The organism is Planktotalea sp., assembly GCF_050633725.1.
In the GTDB taxonomy this organism is placed as follows: domain Bacteria; phylum Pseudomonadota; class Alphaproteobacteria; order Rhodobacterales; family Rhodobacteraceae; genus Planktotalea.
The window spans coordinates 257,821-275,981 of sequence record NZ_JBOEHB010000002.1; the positions used below are offsets into that span (position 1 = coordinate 257,821).

The 18,161-nt window shown below is 54.5% G+C and carries 19 protein-coding genes; all 19 read right to left on the reverse strand.

Annotation, left to right across the window (positions count from 1 at the left end; translation table 11 throughout):
• Positions 1–164: 164 nt before the first annotated feature.
• Complete coding sequence (locus ACRBCU_RS03410) at positions 165–1,292, reverse strand: NAD(P)/FAD-dependent oxidoreductase (RefSeq protein ID WP_431363957.1); 1,128 nt, start codon at positions 1,290–1,292, stop codon at positions 165–167.
• A 96-nt stretch (positions 1,293–1,388) separates the two neighbouring features.
• Entirely contained in the window at positions 1,389–3,098 is a 1,710-nt protein-coding gene (locus tag ACRBCU_RS03415) for a SulP family inorganic anion transporter (RefSeq protein WP_431363958.1), read from the reverse strand.
• Positions 3,099–3,152: 54 nt separating this feature from the next.
• The gene (locus ACRBCU_RS03420) at positions 3,153–4,826 is read right to left on the reverse strand and encodes a TIGR01244 family sulfur transferase (protein WP_431363959.1); all 1,674 of its coding nucleotides are present in this window, start codon (positions 4,824–4,826) and stop codon (positions 3,153–3,155) included.
• 82 nt (positions 4,827–4,908) lie between these two features.
• Positions 4,909–5,394, reverse strand: a complete 486-nt coding sequence (locus ACRBCU_RS03425) for a bacterioferritin (protein ID WP_431363960.1) — start codon at positions 5,392–5,394, stop codon at positions 4,909–4,911.
• A gap of 24 nt (positions 5,395–5,418) precedes the next feature.
• Positions 5,419–6,300: an MBL fold metallo-hydrolase gene (locus tag ACRBCU_RS03430; RefSeq protein WP_431363961.1), complete on the reverse strand. Its 882-nt coding sequence runs from the start codon at positions 6,298–6,300 to the stop codon at positions 5,419–5,421.
• A 23-nt stretch (positions 6,301–6,323) separates the two neighbouring features.
• Complete coding sequence (locus ACRBCU_RS03435; RefSeq protein WP_431363962.1) at positions 6,324–6,761, reverse strand: DUF6691 family protein; 438 nt, start codon at positions 6,759–6,761, stop codon at positions 6,324–6,326.
• Between the two features lie 4 nt (positions 6,762–6,765).
• Entirely contained in the window at positions 6,766–7,209 is a 444-nt protein-coding gene (locus ACRBCU_RS03440; RefSeq protein WP_431363963.1) for a YeeE/YedE family protein, read from the reverse strand.
• A gap of 245 nt (positions 7,210–7,454) precedes the next feature.
• On the reverse strand, positions 7,455–8,255 hold the full coding sequence (locus tag ACRBCU_RS03445; protein WP_431363964.1) for a substrate-binding domain-containing protein: 801 nt from the start codon (positions 8,253–8,255) through the stop codon (positions 7,455–7,457).
• Complete coding sequence (locus ACRBCU_RS03450; protein ID WP_431363965.1) at positions 8,252–8,968, reverse strand: ABC transporter ATP-binding protein; 717 nt, start codon at positions 8,966–8,968, stop codon at positions 8,252–8,254. The genes ACRBCU_RS03445 and ACRBCU_RS03450 overlap by 4 nt, the downstream gene beginning before the upstream one ends.
• Complete coding sequence (locus ACRBCU_RS03455; protein ID WP_431363966.1) at positions 8,962–9,666, reverse strand: ABC transporter permease; 705 nt, start codon at positions 9,664–9,666, stop codon at positions 8,962–8,964. The genes ACRBCU_RS03450 and ACRBCU_RS03455 overlap by 7 nt, the downstream gene beginning before the upstream one ends.
• 30 nt (positions 9,667–9,696) lie before the next feature.
• A complete protein-coding gene (locus ACRBCU_RS03460) occupies positions 9,697–9,825 on the reverse strand; it encodes a hypothetical protein (protein WP_431363967.1) in 129 nt (42 codons plus the stop codon).
• A gap of 1 nt (position 9,826) precedes the next feature.
• Positions 9,827–11,122 carry a c-type cytochrome gene (locus tag ACRBCU_RS03465; protein WP_431363968.1) on the reverse strand — a complete coding sequence of 432 codons (1,296 nt, stop codon included), beginning with the start codon at positions 11,120–11,122 and terminating at the stop codon, positions 9,827–9,829.
• Positions 11,123–12,334: a formate dehydrogenase subunit gamma gene (locus ACRBCU_RS03470; protein WP_431363969.1), complete on the reverse strand. Its 1,212-nt coding sequence runs from the start codon at positions 12,332–12,334 to the stop codon at positions 11,123–11,125.
• Positions 12,335–12,419: 85 nt separating this feature from the next.
• Complete coding sequence (gene fdh3B / locus ACRBCU_RS03475; protein ID WP_431363970.1) at positions 12,420–13,013, reverse strand: formate dehydrogenase FDH3 subunit beta; 594 nt, start codon at positions 13,011–13,013, stop codon at positions 12,420–12,422.
• Positions 13,014–13,025: 12 nt separating this feature from the next.
• On the reverse strand, positions 13,026–15,920 hold the full coding sequence (locus ACRBCU_RS03480; protein ID WP_431363971.1) for a formate dehydrogenase subunit alpha: 2,895 nt from the start codon (positions 15,918–15,920) through the stop codon (positions 13,026–13,028).
• A 115-nt stretch (positions 15,921–16,035) separates the two neighbouring features.
• A complete protein-coding gene (locus ACRBCU_RS03485) occupies positions 16,036–16,239 on the reverse strand; it encodes a twin-arginine translocation pathway signal protein (RefSeq protein WP_431363972.1) in 204 nt (67 codons plus the stop codon).
• A 57-nt stretch (positions 16,240–16,296) separates the two neighbouring features.
• Positions 16,297–16,902 (reverse strand): TorD/DmsD family molecular chaperone, encoded by a 606-nt coding sequence (locus tag ACRBCU_RS03490; RefSeq protein WP_431363973.1) that lies wholly within the window; start codon positions 16,900–16,902, stop codon positions 16,297–16,299.
• Positions 16,899–17,504 (reverse strand): DUF3306 domain-containing protein, encoded by a 606-nt coding sequence (locus ACRBCU_RS03495; RefSeq protein ID WP_431363974.1) that lies wholly within the window; start codon positions 17,502–17,504, stop codon positions 16,899–16,901. Before ACRBCU_RS03495 ends, ACRBCU_RS03490 begins: the two co-directional genes overlap by 4 nt.
• Positions 17,501–18,031, reverse strand: coding sequence for a DUF3305 domain-containing protein (locus ACRBCU_RS03500; protein ID WP_431363975.1), 531 nt, complete (start codon positions 18,029–18,031; stop codon positions 17,501–17,503). The genes ACRBCU_RS03495 and ACRBCU_RS03500 overlap by 4 nt, the downstream gene beginning before the upstream one ends.
• Positions 18,032–18,161 lie beyond the last annotated feature (130 nt).

Genomic DNA, 18,161 nt, shown 5'->3' on the forward strand with positions numbered 1-18,161 from the left:
ACGAAAGTTAACCATAAGAAATTGAAAACAAATTTAGGCTTTGTCAAACTTGAATTGGTCAAAGAAAAGAACGAGGCAATTCGCTGCCTCATTGCTCGCTTTCTTGTTTCCAAACTTGGCACAAATTGGCCGCTTTCGACCCATTGTTTCTGGACTTCCGTCCGTCAACGCTCTGCCAGTCGCGCGACACCTACGTCAGAAGGGCTAAATCCTTCGCTCTCAATATAATCAGGGCAGGCTCGTCCAAGGATATTCGCCGCGGCAAAGTCTGACAGCGCAGGCGCGGATTGGATGCCATAGCCGCCTTGGCCTGCGAGCCAGTAGAAAGCATCAACAACATCAGAAAATCCGGCAACAGGCGCTTTGTCCTGAACAAAACTGCGAAGCCCTGCCCATTTGCTTTCAATTCGGCGCACGTTCAAATCAAAGGCTGTTTCTATTCGGTCCACACCAATCGCGACGTCGATTTCTTCAGGTTGGGCATCACAAGGTTCGCTCGGCGTTTCATCTGCAGGCGAAATTAGCAATTTTCCTGCGTCGGGTTTTAGATAAAATTGCTCGTCCACATCAATCGTGATTGGCGCTTGTGCGAGTCTTTCAATGTCAGGTGCAGCGATCATCACTGCGGTGCGCCGTTTTGGCGTCAAGCCAATCGTTTCAGCGCCAGCCATTTCACCAAGTTTGTCAGCCCATGCACCAGCTGCATTCACAACCACTTCGCTCTTGATTTCGCTATTGCCTGCATTGATCAACCAAGCATCCGCACGGGATAGACTACGCACCGCTGCGTTAACGAACAGCGTGCCGCCTGCCTCTTTGAACATGCGTAAAAAGCCCTGATGAAGCGCCCCGACATCTATGTCTTGGCCCGCTTCGTCGAGCATGGCATTTTGGGTGTATCCAGCACGAATTAGAGGATTACGTTTGCGCGCGTCTGCCTCGGAAATGACGCTGACTTTACTGGACTCAACTGACGCGACCAGTTTTTCCAGCGCCGCGCTTTGGTCTGCTCTGGCGAGCATCATGATTTTCCGATTTGAAAACAACGGCGCTTCGCAAAATCCCTTGGGTGGGTTTCGAAAAAAGGCTTCAGATGCGCGCGTCAGGGCGCGGATTGGAGCAGGTCCGTAGCTTGGCGCAAATACCGCAGCGGAACGTCCCGTTGTATGGTAGCCGGGCTGGCTTTCCATTTCGAACAAAGCAACACGTTTGCCCGCCTGTGCAAGCCTTGCCGCGATCGAAGCACCGGCGATCCCCGCGCCGATTACAGCGATATCATAGTGCTGCCCCATGGACTGACCCTTGTGCTAGGTTGCAAGTTGAAGTTCTGAAAACCCAACTTGCTCACAGGGATCAGCCTTGATCAAGGCGTATCGCGTAAATACTCGTTAAGGTTTGAGCGCCTGTGCAGCTTCAAATTGGCTAAGAAACACGCTTCCTGTCATCTCATGTAAGAAATGCTCTTGCTTCAACCGATCCATCACCGGGCCTTTGACCTCTGACAGGTGCAGCTTTACATCCATCTCCTTTAACCGCTCGTTAATCATTTCGAGGGATTCCAGCGCTGATAGGTCAATTTCGTTAATAGCGGTGCATTGCAGAATGACATGGCGGATTTCCGTATCCCCCGCGACGCGCTCATGAATTTTGTCTTCCAAGTAACGGGCATTGGCAAAATAGAGGCTTTCATCAACCCGCAGCGAGACTACACTTGGATTGGTGATCACATCGTGGCGCAGAATATTGCGATAGTGCTCTGTGCCAGGCACCTGACCCACCTCCGCAATATGTGGTTTGGACGTTTTGTATAGGTGCAGCAGGATGGACAGCCCAACACCGGCAGAGACACCAGCCTCGACGCCAAACGCGAGGGTTAGCAAGATCGTTGCAGACACAGCAGCGAAATCGGCCTTGGAGTAGCCCCAAGCGCGTTTTAGGATAGAAAAGTCCACGAGGCTGAGAACAGCAACGATGATCGTCGCGGCAAGTGTCGCTTTGGGCAAGAAGAAGATCAACGGCGTCAGCGCGAGGGCCGCGATTGCAAGGCCAATTGCAGTAAAGGCTCCAGCGGCTGGCGTTTCCGCGCCTGCGTCGAAATTGACGACAGAGCGTGAAAAGCCGCCGGTGACCGGGAAGCCGCCCGTGAGTGAAGCCCCGATATTTGCGGCACCAAGGCCGATGAGTTCTTGGTCTGGGTCAATGCGCTGACGCTTTTTCGCGGCCAAGGTCTGCGCGACAGAGATGCTTTCGACAAAGCCGATGAGCGAAATCAGGATCGCAGGGACCAACAGCTGACCGATAAGGGCAGGAGAGAAAGAGGGGAGCGTGAAGGGCGGCAGGCTCTGTGGTACTTCGCCGACAATCTTGACGCCTTGATTTGACAGACCAAAGAGCCAAACCGCAAGGGTGGTGACAACAACAACAGCGACGGGGCCAGCTTTGACAGCGACGCCGACGAGCGTGGCATTCAGCTTGAAGCCCTCAAGCATGGGTTTCAGACCCTTGCGCACCCAGAAAAGGAAAGCAGTCGCAGCAACGCCGATCACGGTGGTGATCCAGTTGATTTCAGGCAGGTGTTTGACCAGCGACACGACGAGATCGAGCAGGTTGTGACCGTGGGCATCAATGCCAAGAATATGCTTGAGCTGGCTCGCGGCGATGATGATGCCAGAGGCGGTAATGAAGCCCGCAATCACAGGGTGGGACAGGAAATTCGCCACAAAACCCAGTTTCAATAGGCCCATCGCGAGCAGGATGATACCCGAGAGCGCAGCCAGCGAGAGGGCAGCGACGGCATAGCCCATTGTTCCTTGCTCAACGATATTGCTGAGCGCGGCTGCGGTCATCAACGAGATCACCGCGACGGGGCCAACAGCCAGCGCGCGCGAGGTGCCGAACACCGCGTAAAGCATGATCGGCACAATAGAGGCATAGAGACCCGCCTCGGGCGGCATGCCCGCCAAAAGCGCATAGGCCAGCGATTGCGGGATCAGCATGATCGTCACAATGACAGCCGCCATCAAATCGTTAGAAAGGGCGGTCTTGTTATAGTCCCGTCCCCACGTGAGGATGGGCAGGTAGCGCTTGAAATCGGGCATTGGGGTCTCGGATATTGTAATCCCCCTACGCGCGGCGCGCAGGGGAGGGGGGTCTTAGGAAACGGTGATCTTCTCAGGCTTGGCCATCCATTCACGGCCCTTGAGCATGGCCTTCCAATAGACAGGCGGCAGCATTTTCTCTTTCAAGAACCACGCTGCGCGGCTGGGTTTGGTGCCATCAATCACGAACTTGGGGAAGCTGGGCTGCATGGTGCCGCCATAACCAAATTCCGCTAGAACGATTTTGCCACGCTCAACAGTCAGCGGGCAGGAGCCATAGCCGTTGTACTGCGCGCTAGGCGCATGTCCGTCGATGTCAGCGACAAGATTTTCGGCCACAATCGGTGCCTGAATACGCGCAGCGGCGGCGGTTTTTGCGTTCGGCGCGTTCATCACGTCGCCCAGCGACCAGACGTTGTCATAGGTCTTGTGGCGCAGCGTGGATTGATCCACATCGACCCAGCCAGCAGCATCGGCCAGCGGCGAGACACGGATGAAGTCAGGCGCGACCTGCGGTGGGCAGACGTGCATCATGTCGAACTCCATCTCGACGCGCTCTACTGGCGTGTCAGGCTTGGAGACATCGAACCACGCTTTTTTCGCGGGGCCATCCACAGCGACAAGGTTGTGGAAGAAGTTGAGGTTGGCGTCGTATTTCTTGACGTATTCCATCAGCGCAGGAACGTAGTCTTTGACACCAAAGAGCACACCGCCCGCATTGTTGAACTGGATATCAACGTTCTTCAGAACACCGCGGCGGTGCCATGCGTCTCCAGAGAGATACATCGCCTTTTGCGGCGCTCCTGCGCATTTGATCGGCATCGGCGGCTGGGTAAAGATCGCGCGGCCTTCGATCATTTCATCGACCAGCTTCCACGTGTAGGGCGCGAGGTCATAGCGATAATTCGAGGTCACGCCATTGTGGCCAAGGGTCTCGACGAGGCCTTCGATCTTGTGCCAGTCGAGTTTGATACCGGGGCAAACGATCAGGCGGTCATATTTCACGACGCGGCAGCCATCGAGGATGACAGCGTTGTTTTCAGGCTCGAACGCAGCGACGGCGGATTTGATCCAATGCACGCCGCTGGGGATCAAAGAACCCATAGTGCGCGCGGTTTGCTGGGCTTCAAAGATGCCGCCGCCGACCATGGTCCAACCGGGTTGGTAATAGTGGATATCGGCGGGATCGATCACAGCGATGTTGAGGTCAGGCTTACGCGCACGCAGGCTGGCAGCAGCGGAAATGCCGCCCGCGCCTGCACCGACGATCACAACGTCAAAGCTGGCATCGCCTGTATCCGTGGGGGTCTTACCGCCATTGACGATACGGCGCACAACGCCGCCCATGTCATAGCCCGCCGCCTTGGTTGCGGCGAGGATGTCAGCGACGCTTTTGCTGCCCGCTTGGGACAGGGACCAAAGCGTCGTTGAGCGCGTGCCTGTGCGGCAATAAGCGAGCACTGGACCAGGGAGGTTGGAGACAGCTGCATCGAAGTCCGCTGCATCCGTATCAGAAACCTTACCAGCCACAATCGGCTGATAGGCCGTTTCAAGGCCGAGCTTTTCGGCCTCTTGCGCGATTTCGTCAAAGGTGGGTTGATCTGCGCCTTCACCATCGGGGCGGTTACAAATGATCGCGCGAAAACCTGCGTCTTTGATCTTTTGCAGATCAGAGGCGGTGATTTGTTCGGCGACTGAAACGCCTGCGGTGAGGGTTTTGATATCCATGAAATTCTCCAAACAAAGGCTCTCATTTGGCCTTTTGGCATTGGGCAAGGAATTTACCTTGCCCAATAGTTATGTGGGTTGTTTATTCTGCTTCGCCTAAGCCAAGGGAAACGAGCTTGGCGCTATAAGCCGGCTCACCAATGCGTTCGATCAGATCGAGTTGAAGTTCGAGCCATGCTTTGTGGCCTTCTTCATCCAGCGCGATTTGCTCGAACAACTGACGCGAACCCAGATCACCTTCGGCGTCTGCTTCTTTGGCTGATTGCACATAGAATTGCAGTGCATCTTTCTCGTCAGCGAGATCGGATTCGAACATCGCTTTCAGAGTGCCTGCGCGTTTTGGCGTGTTGGCAAAGGCGATTTCGGGATTACCCTTGAGAAACAGAATGCGCGCGATGAAGAGATCGGAGTGACCGATTTCTTCGGTTTGCTCTTCACGCATTTTGGTGGCCAGTTTATCTAGCCCCCAATCATCCAGGACATGTGCATGCAACTGGTATTGGTGCGCCGCAGTCATTTCCATCTGCAGCGCTTTGTTGAGGTTCGATAGAGTTTTCGAATTGGACATTGTGAGCGTCCTTTCTGCGGTCGATTAGATCGCGTTAACTGGCACTTTGAGCATTGGGTTGCCGTCGTCATCCGTCGGCACTTCACCCGCGCGCATGTTCACCTGCAGCGATGGGATGATCAGCTTGGGCATATCGAGCTGCGCGTCGCGCTCTGTGCGGAACTTGACGAAGTCCTCGCGTGTTTTGCCTGCGCCAACGTGGATGTTGTCTGCTTTCTGCTCGGCCACAGTGGTTTCCCACTCGATTGCGCGGCCATTTGGGCCGTAGTCGTGGCACATGAACAGGCGTGTTTCGTCTGGCAAGGAGAGAACCTTCTGGATGGAGTCATAAAGATCATCCGCAGAGCCACCCGGGAAGTCACAGCGCGCAGAGCCGCCATCGGGCATGAAGAGCGTATCGCCAGCAAAGGCCGCATCGCCAACAACATGCACCATGCAAGCAGGCGTGTGACCTGGCGTGTACATCGCAAAGGCGTCCATGTTGCCGATCTTGTAGGTGTCGCCGTCCTTGAAGAGCGCGTCGAATTGCGAGCCGTCGCGCTGGAATTCGGTGCCTTCATTGAAGACTTTGCCGAAGGTGTCCTGAACAACCATGATCTTTTCGCCAACGCCGATTTTGCCACCCAGCTTGGACTGGATATAAGGCGCGGCGCTCAGGTGGTCTGCGTGCACATGGGTTTCGATAATCCAATCGAGCGTGAGGCCGCGATCTTGGATTTCTTTGATCAGCTTGTCTGCGGCATTATAAGTGATGCGGCCAGCGGCATAGTCGATGTCCATGACGCTATCGATGATAGCGCAGTGCTGTGTCTCAGGATCGGTCACAATGTAAGTGATCGTGTTCGTCGCCTCGTCAAAATGTGGGGAGACGTCGGGTTTAACTGAAATATCAACGGGATATGTCATAATAGGCTCCTGTATACGATGGATTAGGCTTGCGCGCTTGAGCGTTTGCTCATCGCGGATTGAATGAATTTCGCAGCAAAGATGCCTGCGAGCAGGGCAGCCACGAAGATGAAGACTTCAACGCGGCCTGTGCCGAGGGCTGGCAGCGCGCCGCCTGGGCAGAACCCTGCAATGCCCCAGCCGATACCGAAGACCGCAGAGCCTCCGATAAGCTGCATGTCCAAATCTTTGCGGGACGGTAGGAAGAAGTGTTTGTCAAACATCGGGGCAGGGCGTTTCAGCACGAAACGATAGCCGATGAAAGCCACGACAACTGCGCCGCCCATGACGAAGATCAGGCTTGGATCCCATGTGCCGGCAATGTCGAAAAAGTTGATGACTTTGGCGGGGTTTGCCATGCCAGAAATGGAAATGCCGATGCCGAAGATCAGGCCGATGATGTAAGTGAGGATCATTTTCATGGGATCAGGCTCCGATCACGTGGCGCATCACATAGACGGTGAGGCCAGTAAAAATCATAAAGGTGATGGTGGCCGCGATGGAACGCGGGGATAGGCGCGCCATGCCGCAAACACCGTGTCCGGATGTGCAACCAGAGCCAAAGGTGACGCCAAGGCCAACGATGAAACCACCGATGACGAGCATCGTGGTTGAGATCGGCACCTGAACCTCAGGCATCTCGCCCGTGATTGCCATGACTGCAAGCGGACCTGAGATCATGCCGAGAAAGAGCAATGCGCGCCATGAGAAGTCAGACGAGCTAGACGGCTGTAAAAGCCCCGCCATAATGCCGGTCGCGCCAAAGATGCGACCAAGGGTGGCCATCAGCATCACTGATGCGAGGCCAATCAAAACGCCGCCCCCGAGGGAGGCGTAGGGTGTAAAGGTGGTTTCCATGATTCTCTCCAAAACTTGGGTGTGTTGTAGAGATGCGTTCGCTTGGCTTCAGTGACAATGTCACTTTGGAAAATCGAACGTGCCTGAAACTGGAAAATTAACAGTGATGGCTCATGTTTTCTCGGAAACTTGCGAAAATGCCTATGCAGTTCTTTCAGCTATAGCTTTAGCTGAAAGAACTCATGCAGAGTTGATTTTGCTTTTGGAGAATACCCGATCGCCCTTATGAGCGAGTGTTATAAGGGTCCCAGAAAGCGCTATTGTTGTTTTGCGTTGAACACAAATAGCGCTTCGCCGTTGATCATGTAATCGTTGATCAATTGTTCAGCGCTTTGTCCAGTCAACCAGCTTTCCAGAACTTGGCTCGCGGTGGCATTAACGTGCGGGTGTTTGAGTTTGCTGACAGGCAGATAAGCATATTGATTGAATAATACAGGATCGCCCGAAAATAACTCGGCTAACTCGCCCTTGTTGCCAAAGTTGAGCCAACTTGCACGGTCAGAAAGAATATAGCCATTTAGGCCCGCTGCGGTGTTTAGGCTTGCGCCCATGCCTGCGCCGACTGCCTTGTACCAACTATCGAACGTGTTGGGGTCAAGCGACGCGTCACGCCAAAGCGCGAGTTCCTTTTTATGGGTGCCACTGTCATCTCCTCGGCTTACAAAAGTTGCTTTGGCTTGTGAGATACTTTGCAGGGCATCGGCTGCGTTGCCCGCGTTTCGAACACCAGCGGGATCAGCGTCGGGGCCAATAAACACAAAGTCGTTGTACATAATTTCACGCCGGTGAGGGGCAAAACCTTTTTCAACAAACGCATCTTCGGCGGCTCGGGAATGCACGAGAATTGCATCAACATCACCCGCCTCACCCAATCGTAGGGCTTGGCCTGTGCCTACAACAAGTAGCTGAACCTCAAGTCCAGTCTCTTCTAGAATGGCGGGCAATAGAACATCGGACAGACCAGAATTGTGAAAGCTGGTCGTCACCGCAAGTTTCATTGAGTCAGCCTGTGCTGTTGCGCCTAATAGGCTGAATACGAGGGCGAAAATGCGGATCATTCTACGATGTCTCCTTGGAAGAATGCCTTTGCCTCTGCTGTTGTAGGGGCAGAAAAAATGTCGGGCGCGCGGCCCTGTTCGTGGATTTTGCCATTCAACAAAAAGACTACGTCGCTGGCAAGACGCCGCGCCTGACCAAGATCATGGGTGGTCATTATGACGCGTGTGCCTGACGTGTTTGCGGCGCGCAGAACGTCTTCTATTTCTCGGGTCGAGCGGCCGTCCAAATTGGCGCAAGGTTCATCCAAGAACAACACCTTCGGCTGACGGATCAAAGCGCGCCCCAGCGCGAGTTTTTGTTTTTCCCCCCCTGAAAGACGCGGGGCAGGGTGATCCAACAGATCCGTAAGGCCGATGCGTTCGGCCCATTTTGCAACTTCTTTTTCGATGACGGTCTTTTGCATACCAAGCAGCTGCAAGGGATATGCCAAGTTCTGTGCAACTGTACGCCGCAACATGATGGGGCGCTGGAAAACATAGGCTTGGCTTTGCTGTGCTTCACTGGCGGGCACCGACCAATTGGCACTGCCAGTTGAGACGCGTTCAACGCCATGTAGCACCTTTAGCAGAGTTGTTTTCCCTGCTCCGTTAGGGCCAAGAACAATTGTAAACCCAGTCGCAGGCAACGTTAGATCGATTGGACCAAGGATGGTTTTGCCGCGTCTTTTGACGTGGATGTCGTTTAGGCTGACAGTTAAGGCATGTTCTACCATGTGCCATGCCTTTCAGTGCGAGACAGCGAATGAATGGCGAAATTGACGAGCAGTGCCAAAGCGATCAGCACAAAGCCAAGACCAAGAGCCAAGGCAAAATCGCCCTTGCCTGTTTCCAGCGCAATGGCCGTGGTTAATACGCGTGTGGCGTGATCAATATTGCCGCCAACGATCATGATCGCGCCAACCTCCCCAATCGCGCGGCCAAAGCCGGCAAGGGCCCCTGTAAGCAGAGCGCGGCGGCCATCCCAGATAAGCGTGAGAACCCGCTGACGCTGGCTGGTGTTCAACGATATAAGTAGGTCATGATATTCCGCCCAAAGCTCACGCATGGCCTGATGGGTGATTGACGCAATAAGGGGTGTGATGATGATCACTTGGGCTATGATCATTGCCGAGGGAGTAAACAACAGACCCAAAACACCAAACGGGCCAGAGCGCGACAAAAGCAGGTAAACGATCAAGCCGACCACGACGGGTGGCAAACCCATCAGTGCGTTGAGCGTGGCAATTGTCGCGCGGCGAAATCGAAAGCGACGAATTGCAAGCCAAGTGCCAAAAGGCAGCGCAATAACGGATGCGATCACAAGGGCTGACAGGCTCACCTGAAGCGAGCGCAGTGTGATCTCGACAAGATCCTTGTCGAGCGTCACAATCAGCTGAAAAGCGGCCAGCAATCCAGCCCAGATTTCGTTCATGCTGCTATCGGTCCCAGCGCTGTGTCAGGCTCAGTTGTCAAGGCGCACGGCGGAGCCTGCGGTTCGATCTTGGCTGGAAAAACCAGCGGCACCAAGGATCATGTTAGAGCCCACCGCGATCACCGCGATAGCCACAAAAGCGATCAACATTGTTTTCATGTTAGTCCTTTCTGAGCACTGTTTGAGTGCGTAAATAGTCAATCAGATCATCGCGATCTATCTGTTTCACAATTCGCTGCATCGGCATTTTCGTGCCGGGAATGTAGTGATCAGGGCCAAGGTCGAAAAGCGCATCTATCGTCTCTGCTGACCAGACAATGTCAGAGCCGTCAAGCGTATCGGAATAGCTGTAGTCAGCCACGGTCCCCGCTTTGCGCCCAAATAACCCATGCAAGCTCGGCCCTGCTTTTCGCGCGCTGCCTTCGGTGAGGGTATGACAGATCGAACACTTGCGTTTGAACTGACGTTCCCCATTTGCGAGCGTTTCAGGTTTCTCAAGAAAGCTGCGTGTTGTTCCTGCCATCGGTTGATGCTTTGTCATTGTGGCGAGGGGCCAAGAATAGACGATGTCTTCGATCCCACCAGCATGCAGGTTTTGTCCGTCGTGCGAAAAGGCCAAGGCCCAAATGGGTCCGGTACGCGAGGCTTGAAAGTCATGGGTGATGCGCATCTCGGCGGTATCAATTACCATGATATATCCTTGGCCATCACCAACAGCGAGCGCTTTTCCTATCGGGTCGTAGGTCATTGAAAGGATCGGGCGACGTTCTAGCGTGAAGTCAGCAATTTGCTCACCAGTTTCGAGATGAATGATCCGCGTGCCGCCGTCCGTTGCGCCGTATGCGAGCCAGCTGTCTTCGTCATTCACAATCAACTCATTAACGCCAAAGCCATGTTTAACGATCACATTGGAGACAACGGGGCTTTCTGTGTAGCGCCATGCGCGAATAGTGCCATCGACAGAGGCAGAGTAGAGCGTTTCACCGCTTGCGGAAAACGCAACGGAATTGACGCCGCTTTTATGACCTCGCAAGCGCGTTTCGCTTGTGGTTTCACCGCTGCTGGGGGTCAGGCCGATTGTGCTGTCCCAAGAGGCAGTCGCGATCAAAGCGCTATCTGGAGTGAACGCAATATTGACGATCTTTGCCGTGTGGGTTGCTGTTTTCACGCCTTTGCCGTCCGCCCAAATCCAAAGGCTGTCGTCATCACCCGCTGAGGCAAGAATGCCAGTGCTGGAATACTGAACCGCGTTTACCGCGGCGCGATGTGCTTCAAGCCATTTGGGCGTTTGATCCTGCCAAAGCCCAACAGAGTTATCAAAGCTCGCGGTTGCGATTTGACCGCTTGGAGCCACGGCGATGTCCATGATGGGGCCGCCATGCCCTTTAAGCGTGAAGAACTCCTGCGCAGAAAGAGGCGTGGCGCACAGGGCAGATATGACCAGTGCGCGCCACATTTATTCAGCAGGGGTCGCTGTGTTTGGGGCTGTGTTTTGCGCTGCCTCAACTTCCTCAACCCAGATTGAATGGTGCTCACGCGCCCATTGCTCTTCTACGTCGCCCTTGGTCATCGCCTCGGCTGCGCCTTCCATGCCAACGGTGCCGATATAGATATGCGCAATGATGATCGCCATTAGAACAAAACTTACACCGGCATGCCAAAGCTGCGAATACTGCATTTCTTGATGTGGTGCGAGATTGGTGGGCAATTCACCAAGCCCGAGAAGCCCTGAAATGCCAAAGGCATTGAGCTTTGCAAACGTCGCGGCGAACATGTTGATCTCGAAAGGGAACAACAGTGCGAGGCCGGAGATCGAAATTGTCGTGCCAAACAGGATCACAGACCAGAAGATCATCTTTTGACCCGCGTTGAATTTCTTCGCTGGTGGGTGCCCTTTTGAGAATATTCCGCCGCCTTTAAGCAGCCAGTTAATGTCTGAGCGATGTGGCAGGTTGTGAACAACCCACATCACAAAGATCATGACGAGACCTAGCATAAAGGCCCAAGAAACATTGTTGTGAACCCATTTCGAACCAACTGCGAGGAAGGAAAAAGCATCGTGGCCAAAGGCAGGGATCAGCACTTTGCGCCCAAAGAGGGAAATCAATCCAGTCAGCGCGAGTAGGATAAAGGAGCCAGCCAAGAGCCAGTGCCCAAAACGCTCTACAGCTTTGAAACGTTCAATCTTGCGACCCGTTTTTTCGCCGTCAATTTTGATGCGACCACGGATGAGATAGAACAACGCAAGCAAAACCACGGTGAGACCAAGGAGATAAGCGCCATAAGTCGCGAGTGGCCCCTGTCGGAACATGAGCCAGCGCATCCCACCGTCTTGTACCAAAGTCGTCGCAGCAGGGCCGTTGTTCGAAGCCGTTATGTCCGCCGATCCAAAGCGCAATGCGCGCCAGAGTTCGGGATCAGATGCACCGCCGAGGGTGCCGAGCTGACCTGCAAGGCTTGCCCCGTCTGCATTGCCCGTGTTGTTTGACCGAAAACTGTTATCGACAGGCTCTCCGTTTTGACGAGCGATAATATCAGCTAGCGTTTGCGCTCCACCCGTTTCCGCGCGTTCGACTACAGGTGCGCTTGCGTCTTCTGCCATTGCGAAGGTGGCAGCAAAGACAGTCAGGAATAGGCTTAGAAAAAGTGCGATCAATGCGCGAAACATGGGAGGTCCTCTTGTTTCAAATAAGTTGAAAAGGGCGACCCGACAAAGGGGCCGCCCTAATCCGTTTAACTTCAGTCAGGGCGGTTTAGCCGTCACGTTGTCCGTACGCAGAACCCCAGCCCCAAGCGCCGGAACCGAAGCCACGGGCAACTACGCGTTCGCGGTAGATGCCTGAGACAACGTCGCCGTCACCTGCGAGAAGCGCTTTGGTCGCACACATCTCAGCGCAGATTGGCAATTTGCCTTCTGCGATGCGGTTGCGGCCGTATTTTGCGAACTCGGCTGTTGAGTGGGTCTCTTCTGGACCACCAGAGCAGAATGTACATTTGTCCATTTTGCCACGGGAACCGAAGTTGCCTGCCTGCGGGAACTGCGGCGCACCGAAGGGGCACGCGTAGAAGCAATATCCACAGCCAATGCAGAGGTCTTTGGAGTGGAGAACCACGCCTTCCTCGTTCTGGTAGAAGCAGTCTACAGGGCAGACCGCCATACAAGGTGCATCGGAGCAGTGCATGCAAGCGACCGAGATCGAACGCTCCCCCGGGGAGCCGTCATTGATCGTGACGACTTTCCGGCGGTTGATGCCCCAAGGCACCTCGTGCTCGTTCTTACAGGCGGTGACGCAGGCGTTGCATTCAATGCAGCGTTCGGCGTCGACGAGAAACTTTGCTCTTGCCATGTGTTGGTCTCCTTATGCTGCTGAGATTTTGCAAAGAGTACACTTGGTCTCTTGCATTTGCGTGACTGAATCATAGCCATAGGTCTGTGCCGTGTTGGTAGATTCACCAAGCACATAAGGGTCAGCACCATCAGGGTATTTGCCCCGAAGATCTTCGCCTTCCAAATGACCACCAAAGTGGAACGGCATAAAGGCAACGCCTTCGCCAACCCGTTCGGTCACCATGGCCATCACTTTGACCTTGCCGCCTTCGGGGCCTTCCACCCAGACCTGTTCGCCATCACGTACACCAAGGTTGTTGGCATCGCGTGTGTTGATCTCAACGAACATGTCTTGCTGAAGTTCAGCCAGCCATGGGTTGGAACGGGTTTCATCACCGCCCCCTTCGTATTCGACCAAACGACCAGAGGTCAGGATCATTGGATAATCCTTGCTAAAGTCGTTTTTCTGGATCGAGGCATACATGGTCGGCAAGCGATAGAACTTGCGGTCCTCATATGTTGGGTAATCCTCAACCAGATCACGGCGGTTGGTGTAGAGCGGTTCACGGTGAACAGGAACCGGATCAGGGAAGGTCCAGACCACAGCGCGCGCCTTGGCGTTGCCGAACGGCGCACATTCATGCGCAATCGCAACCCGCTGGATGCCGCCGGAAAGGTCGGTCTTCCAGTTGGTCTTTGGTCCTGCGACAGCATCAATGGACGCACGTTCTTCGTCCGTCAATTCGCTGTCCCAACCGAGGTCCATCAGCATTTGCATGGTGAACTCAGGGTAACCGTCCTGAATGTCGCTGTCCTTACTGTAGACACCTTCAGCCAGTAGATTGTCGCCATCGCGTTCAACGCCGAAACGGGCGCGGAATGTCAGGCCACCTTCAGACACACGCTTGGACATGTCGTAAAGGTTTGGCGTGCCGGGGTGGTTCATCTCGGCTGTGCCCCAAGATGGCCACGGCAGACCGTAGTAATCGCCATCCGCAGGTCCACCCACCGCTTGAAGCGTTGTGCGATCAAACGTGTGCTGGTTCGCCATGTGCGTTTTGATGCGCTCAGGGCTTTGACCTGTGTAACCAATGGTCCACATGCCTTTGTTGAACTCACGTGTGATGCTTTCAACGTTTGGTGTTTCCGCGTCTTCCATTTCGATGTTGCGGAAGAAACGATCTCCCCAACCGAACTTGTTGACGAACTTGGCCATGATGACCTCATCCGGCTTGCTCTCGAACAATGGATCGACAACTTTGTCACGCCACTGGAACGAACGGTTTGAAGCGGTGACAGAACCACGTGTTTCAAACTGCGTACAGGCAGGCAGCAAGTAAACGCCATCTGTGCGATCATGCAGAACCGCAGACACCGTTGGATATGGATCAACGACGACAAGCATATCCAGCTTCTCCATCGCGGTCTTCATTTCCTTCTGGCGTGTCTGAGAGTTCGGCGCGTGACCCCAAAGAACCATGGCGCGGACTTTGTCCGGGTTGTCCATGTTGTCTGGATCTTCAAGCACACCGTCAATCCAGCGCGATACAGGAATACCTGTCAGGTTTTGCAAAGACTTATCTTTGCCATCTGCGCTCTTGGTTGATGCGAACTGACCTTTGAGCCAATCAGCATCTTCACCCCAAACACGGCCCCAATGCGCCCATGCACCTGCTGACAGACCGTAATAGCCCGGAAGCGTGTGCGACAGAACACCAAGGTCGGTTGCGCCCTGAACGTTGTCGTGACCACGGAAGATGTTTGTACCACCACCCGATGTGCCCATGTTGCCAAGCGCCAACTGAAGCACGCAATATGCGCGTGTGTTGTTGTTGCCGTTGGTGTGCTGTGTGCCACCCATGCACCAAATCACAGTGCCGGGACGGTTGTTGGCCATCGTGCGTGCAACGCGTTTGAGCTGCGAACCTGGCGCGCCTGTTACGCGCTCAACCTCTTCAGGTGTCCACTTTGCGACTTCTTCCTGAATTTGGTCCATGCCCCAAACACGGGTGCGGATGAACTCTTTGTCTTCCCAACCGTTGTCGAAGATGTGCCACAGGATGCCCCAAACCAGCGCAACGTCCGTACCAGGACGGAAGCGTACGTATTCATCTGCATGTGCAGCGGTACGTGTGAAGCGTGGATCGCAAACAATCACTGGCGCGTTGTTCTGCTCTTTCGCTTTCAACAGGTGAAGCAAAGAAACAGGGTGCGCCTCGGCAGGGTTACCACCGATGATGAAGATCGCTTTGGAGTTGTGGATGTCGTTGTAGCTGTTTGTCATGGCGCCGTAGCCCCATGTGTTGGCTACGCCCGCAACAGTGGTCGAGTGACAAATACGCGCCTGATGGTCGACGTTGTTTGTGCCCCAATACGCCGCAAACTTACGGAACAGATAGGCCTGTTCGTTGTTATGCTTTGCAGAGCCGAGCCAGTAAACGGAATCCGGTCCGCTTTCCTCGCGGATGTTCATCATGCCATCGCCGATTTCGTCGATCGCTTGATCCCATGAGATGCGCTTCCACTCACCACCCTCTTTTTTCATCGGGTACTTCAGGCGGCGTTCACCGTGGGCATGCTCGCGAACCGCGGCACCTTTGGCGCAGTGCGCCCCAAGGTTGAATGGGCTGTCCCAGCCGGGCTCTTGACCCGTCCAGACGCCGTTGCTGACCTCTGCGACGACGGTACAGCCGACAGAGCAGTGTGTACAAACGGATTTGATCGTTTCAACCGCTGTCGCCGCTGCGCTTTGGGCAGAGGCTTGGGTGACAGTGCCACCCGTGGCTGAAATTGCGGCAAGGCCACCAATGGCCAAACCAGAGCCGCGCAAAAATGAGCGGCGATCGACAGATTTTTCTGCGATGTCAGATAGTATGCCAGTCCGCTGGGGGCGTCGCGCAACCCCGTTGGTCTTTTTCTTTAGCATGTGTAGTCCTCCCTTGCTTGCATGGGCAATTGCCCCGCTCGCTTGGTTTCGATTGCTACTTTGAGATGTCGGGCGTCACGCAACCAGTCTCTCAAAGGTCGTACAGGGCAGCGTCTTAGAAACGGGCGCTATCCAAATAAGCGCGGGTGTGCGCTGTGTCTTGCATCGTTTCCGATGACAGATCGACAGGCTGGGCTTCAGCCGTTGTCGCGCCGGCGGCGAGTGCCACAGCAGCGGCTGGCGCAGTGGTGCCAGCGAGTTTCAGAAAGTCACGGCGGCTCGCGCCTTCGCTCTTTCCCTTAAGGGCTGTCTTGGTCATGGGGATGTCTCCCTCCCTTGTTGCGGCGGGCATCCCCGCCATTAAAATCGCAGGCCGCTAATTTGCGGTCATGCGAAATGCTTCGCGTTCAATATCCATGAATTCGCGTCCTACATTGCCGACTGAGGCATAAAGGATCGAATTTTTGGCAGCTTCCAAATCGGAATAGAAATGTCCCGCCCAAGGCGCGATGTGTTTGTTGAAGAACTGCTTTTGATCTTCGATCGAGGCGGGCTGGCCAAAACGCCCAACAATCATTCCCGCCATCATTTCCATCAATGAGGCGATGTTATCTTCTGGTTCATAAACGTTTGGCGCGCGCGTCATCGTGCGCGCCGCCATATCCGCGCGCAGACCCGCCAATGGCTTTTCGTTCAAGAAACCAGTGAGATAATAGCTCGCATAGGGCAGCAATTCGCCGCGCCCAAGACCGACGAACAGTGCATTGAATTCGCTTTCGACCTTTGTGGGCTTGCAGGCTTTGGCAACGCGCGCGAGACCAGAAATGGCTTTGCCCAGCTCGCTATCATCGCCAGACAGTCCCGCACATTGATCGAGCAACAACTGATCAGGCGGGCCGGAAAGCATCAAGCCCAAGAAATTATAAAGATCAGCGCGCAGGCGATCTTCGGAAGCGATTGTAATATCTTCAGCAGCGTTCACGCGTGTTCCTCAACTGTAAATTTCATGCGGCGCGGGGTCGGCATCGAAAAGACTTCTGGCTCTTCAAGTTCAGCGACTTGTTCGTGCTCTAAAACGTTGATCTCTTCGTTCTCATCGGCCTCAGCGCTTAGCGTAGGCTCGCTTTCGATCTCATCTTCGAGGTCTTCAACGGCTGGTGATGGGTTTTCACGCTCTTCCGCTTGGCGCGCCATTTCCTCAACATGTTTCAACATACCTTTACCAACTTGATATGCGGTCTGGATGTTTTCCACAGCCATAGCTGCGTCTGTGAAGTCCTCGCCGTAATCGACCAGCATATCGACGTTCGCCAAGACCGGGTTAGAGCGCCACAGGGTGCGTAGCGCGCGGCGGCGAATCTGGTCGGGAACGGCTTTGTCCATGAAAGCAGCAAAATCATCGCCTTGTACCAAGGTGTCGGGGTTTGGCAGGTTCAGCTCTGCGAGCATGTCTTCTTCGCTTAGTTCTTCAAGAGCTGCGTGTTCTTCTGCCAAAGCCTTCGCATCAATCGCGTCTTGCTCGGCTTTTGCTTCAGCGGCAACGCCCGCGCGGCGGCGGGCCCAGAAATTCGGCTCACCACTCAATGGATTGTCTCCTTTTTGGCGGGTGCGCGATAAACATCAGAGGTTTGACGTATACGTGCATCGCCAATGCCGTCCTCTTTTCGATCCACGCGCGCTTTATCACGGCGGCGCTTCACAAAGACTTCGTCTTCATGGTGCATTTCAACGTAATCGCGAATCCAAGCGACCAAACCCTCGGGCATCGGGATTTTCTCGACCAGTTCCTCGCCGGTGTCCGCATAGTCTTGCGCCTCATAAGGCGAGGCTGTCGCCAGAACAACGTCAAGCGGGGTATCATCTTCGCTCTGACGCATAACGACATAGATCGCGGGAACTTTCGCCGAAAGACCATGGAGGTAGGCTTCTGTATCCGTGCGGAACAATTCCAGAGGAAGCGTAGCCGCGTGAAATTCAACGGTTTCACCGTCTCGGCGCAGCTCTTTCCAATTGGCGTTGCTTGCGCCGGGCAGAACATCAGTCGCTTTCCAAACATGCTTGGCCCAGCGCGTCACGCCAGGTTCTCTGCGGATAACTATCCCCAAAGGCATCGAGATTGAGTTTGAATTAAGCTCGATCTGTCCTGCTCCTCGATTCCAAGTGACGTAGGGGAAAAGTAGACGAACAAACACCCCCTGAAAAGCAATTTCACCTGTTGAAAATTTTCAGAAAGCGAAATGA

Coding starts and splice junctions, on each gene's coding strand:
- ACRBCU_RS03410 (WP_431363957.1), bottom strand. CDS start 1,292: ATGGGGCAGCACTATGATATCGCTGTAATCGGCGCGGGGATCGCCGGT.
- ACRBCU_RS03415 (WP_431363958.1), bottom strand. CDS start 3,098: ATGCCCGATTTCAAGCGCTACCTGCCCATCCTCACGTGGGGACGGGAC.
- ACRBCU_RS03420 (WP_431363959.1), bottom strand. CDS start 4,826: ATGGATATCAAAACCCTCACCGCAGGCGTTTCAGTCGCCGAACAAATC.
- ACRBCU_RS03425 (WP_431363960.1), bottom strand. CDS start 5,394: ATGTCCAATTCGAAAACTCTATCGAACCTCAACAAAGCGCTGCAGATG.
- ACRBCU_RS03430 (WP_431363961.1), bottom strand. CDS start 6,300: ATGACATATCCCGTTGATATTTCAGTTAAACCCGACGTCTCCCCACAT.
- ACRBCU_RS03435 (WP_431363962.1), bottom strand. CDS start 6,761: ATGAAAATGATCCTCACTTACATCATCGGCCTGATCTTCGGCATCGGC.
- ACRBCU_RS03445 (WP_431363964.1), bottom strand. CDS start 8,255: ATGATCCGCATTTTCGCCCTCGTATTCAGCCTATTAGGCGCAACAGCA.
- ACRBCU_RS03450 (WP_431363965.1), bottom strand. CDS start 8,968: ATGGTAGAACATGCCTTAACTGTCAGCCTAAACGACATCCACGTCAAA.
- ACRBCU_RS03455 (WP_431363966.1), bottom strand. CDS start 9,666: ATGAACGAAATCTGGGCTGGATTGCTGGCCGCTTTTCAGCTGATTGTG.
- ACRBCU_RS03460 (WP_431363967.1), bottom strand. CDS start 9,825: ATGAAAACAATGTTGATCGCTTTTGTGGCTATCGCGGTGATCGCGGTG.
- ACRBCU_RS03465 (WP_431363968.1), bottom strand. CDS start 11,122: ATGTGGCGCGCACTGGTCATATCTGCCCTGTGCGCCACGCCTCTTTCT.
- ACRBCU_RS03470 (WP_431363969.1), bottom strand. CDS start 12,334: ATGTTTCGCGCATTGATCGCACTTTTTCTAAGCCTATTCCTGACTGTC.
- fdh3B (WP_431363970.1), bottom strand. CDS start 13,013: ATGGCAAGAGCAAAGTTTCTCGTCGACGCCGAACGCTGCATTGAATGC.
- ACRBCU_RS03480 (WP_431363971.1), bottom strand. CDS start 15,920: ATGCTAAAGAAAAAGACCAACGGGGTTGCGCGACGCCCCCAGCGGACT.
- ACRBCU_RS03485 (WP_431363972.1), bottom strand. CDS start 16,239: ATGACCAAGACAGCCCTTAAGGGAAAGAGCGAAGGCGCGAGCCGCCGT.
- ACRBCU_RS03500 (WP_431363975.1), bottom strand. CDS start 18,031: ATGCCTTTGGGGATAGTTATCCGCAGAGAACCTGGCGTGACGCGCTGG.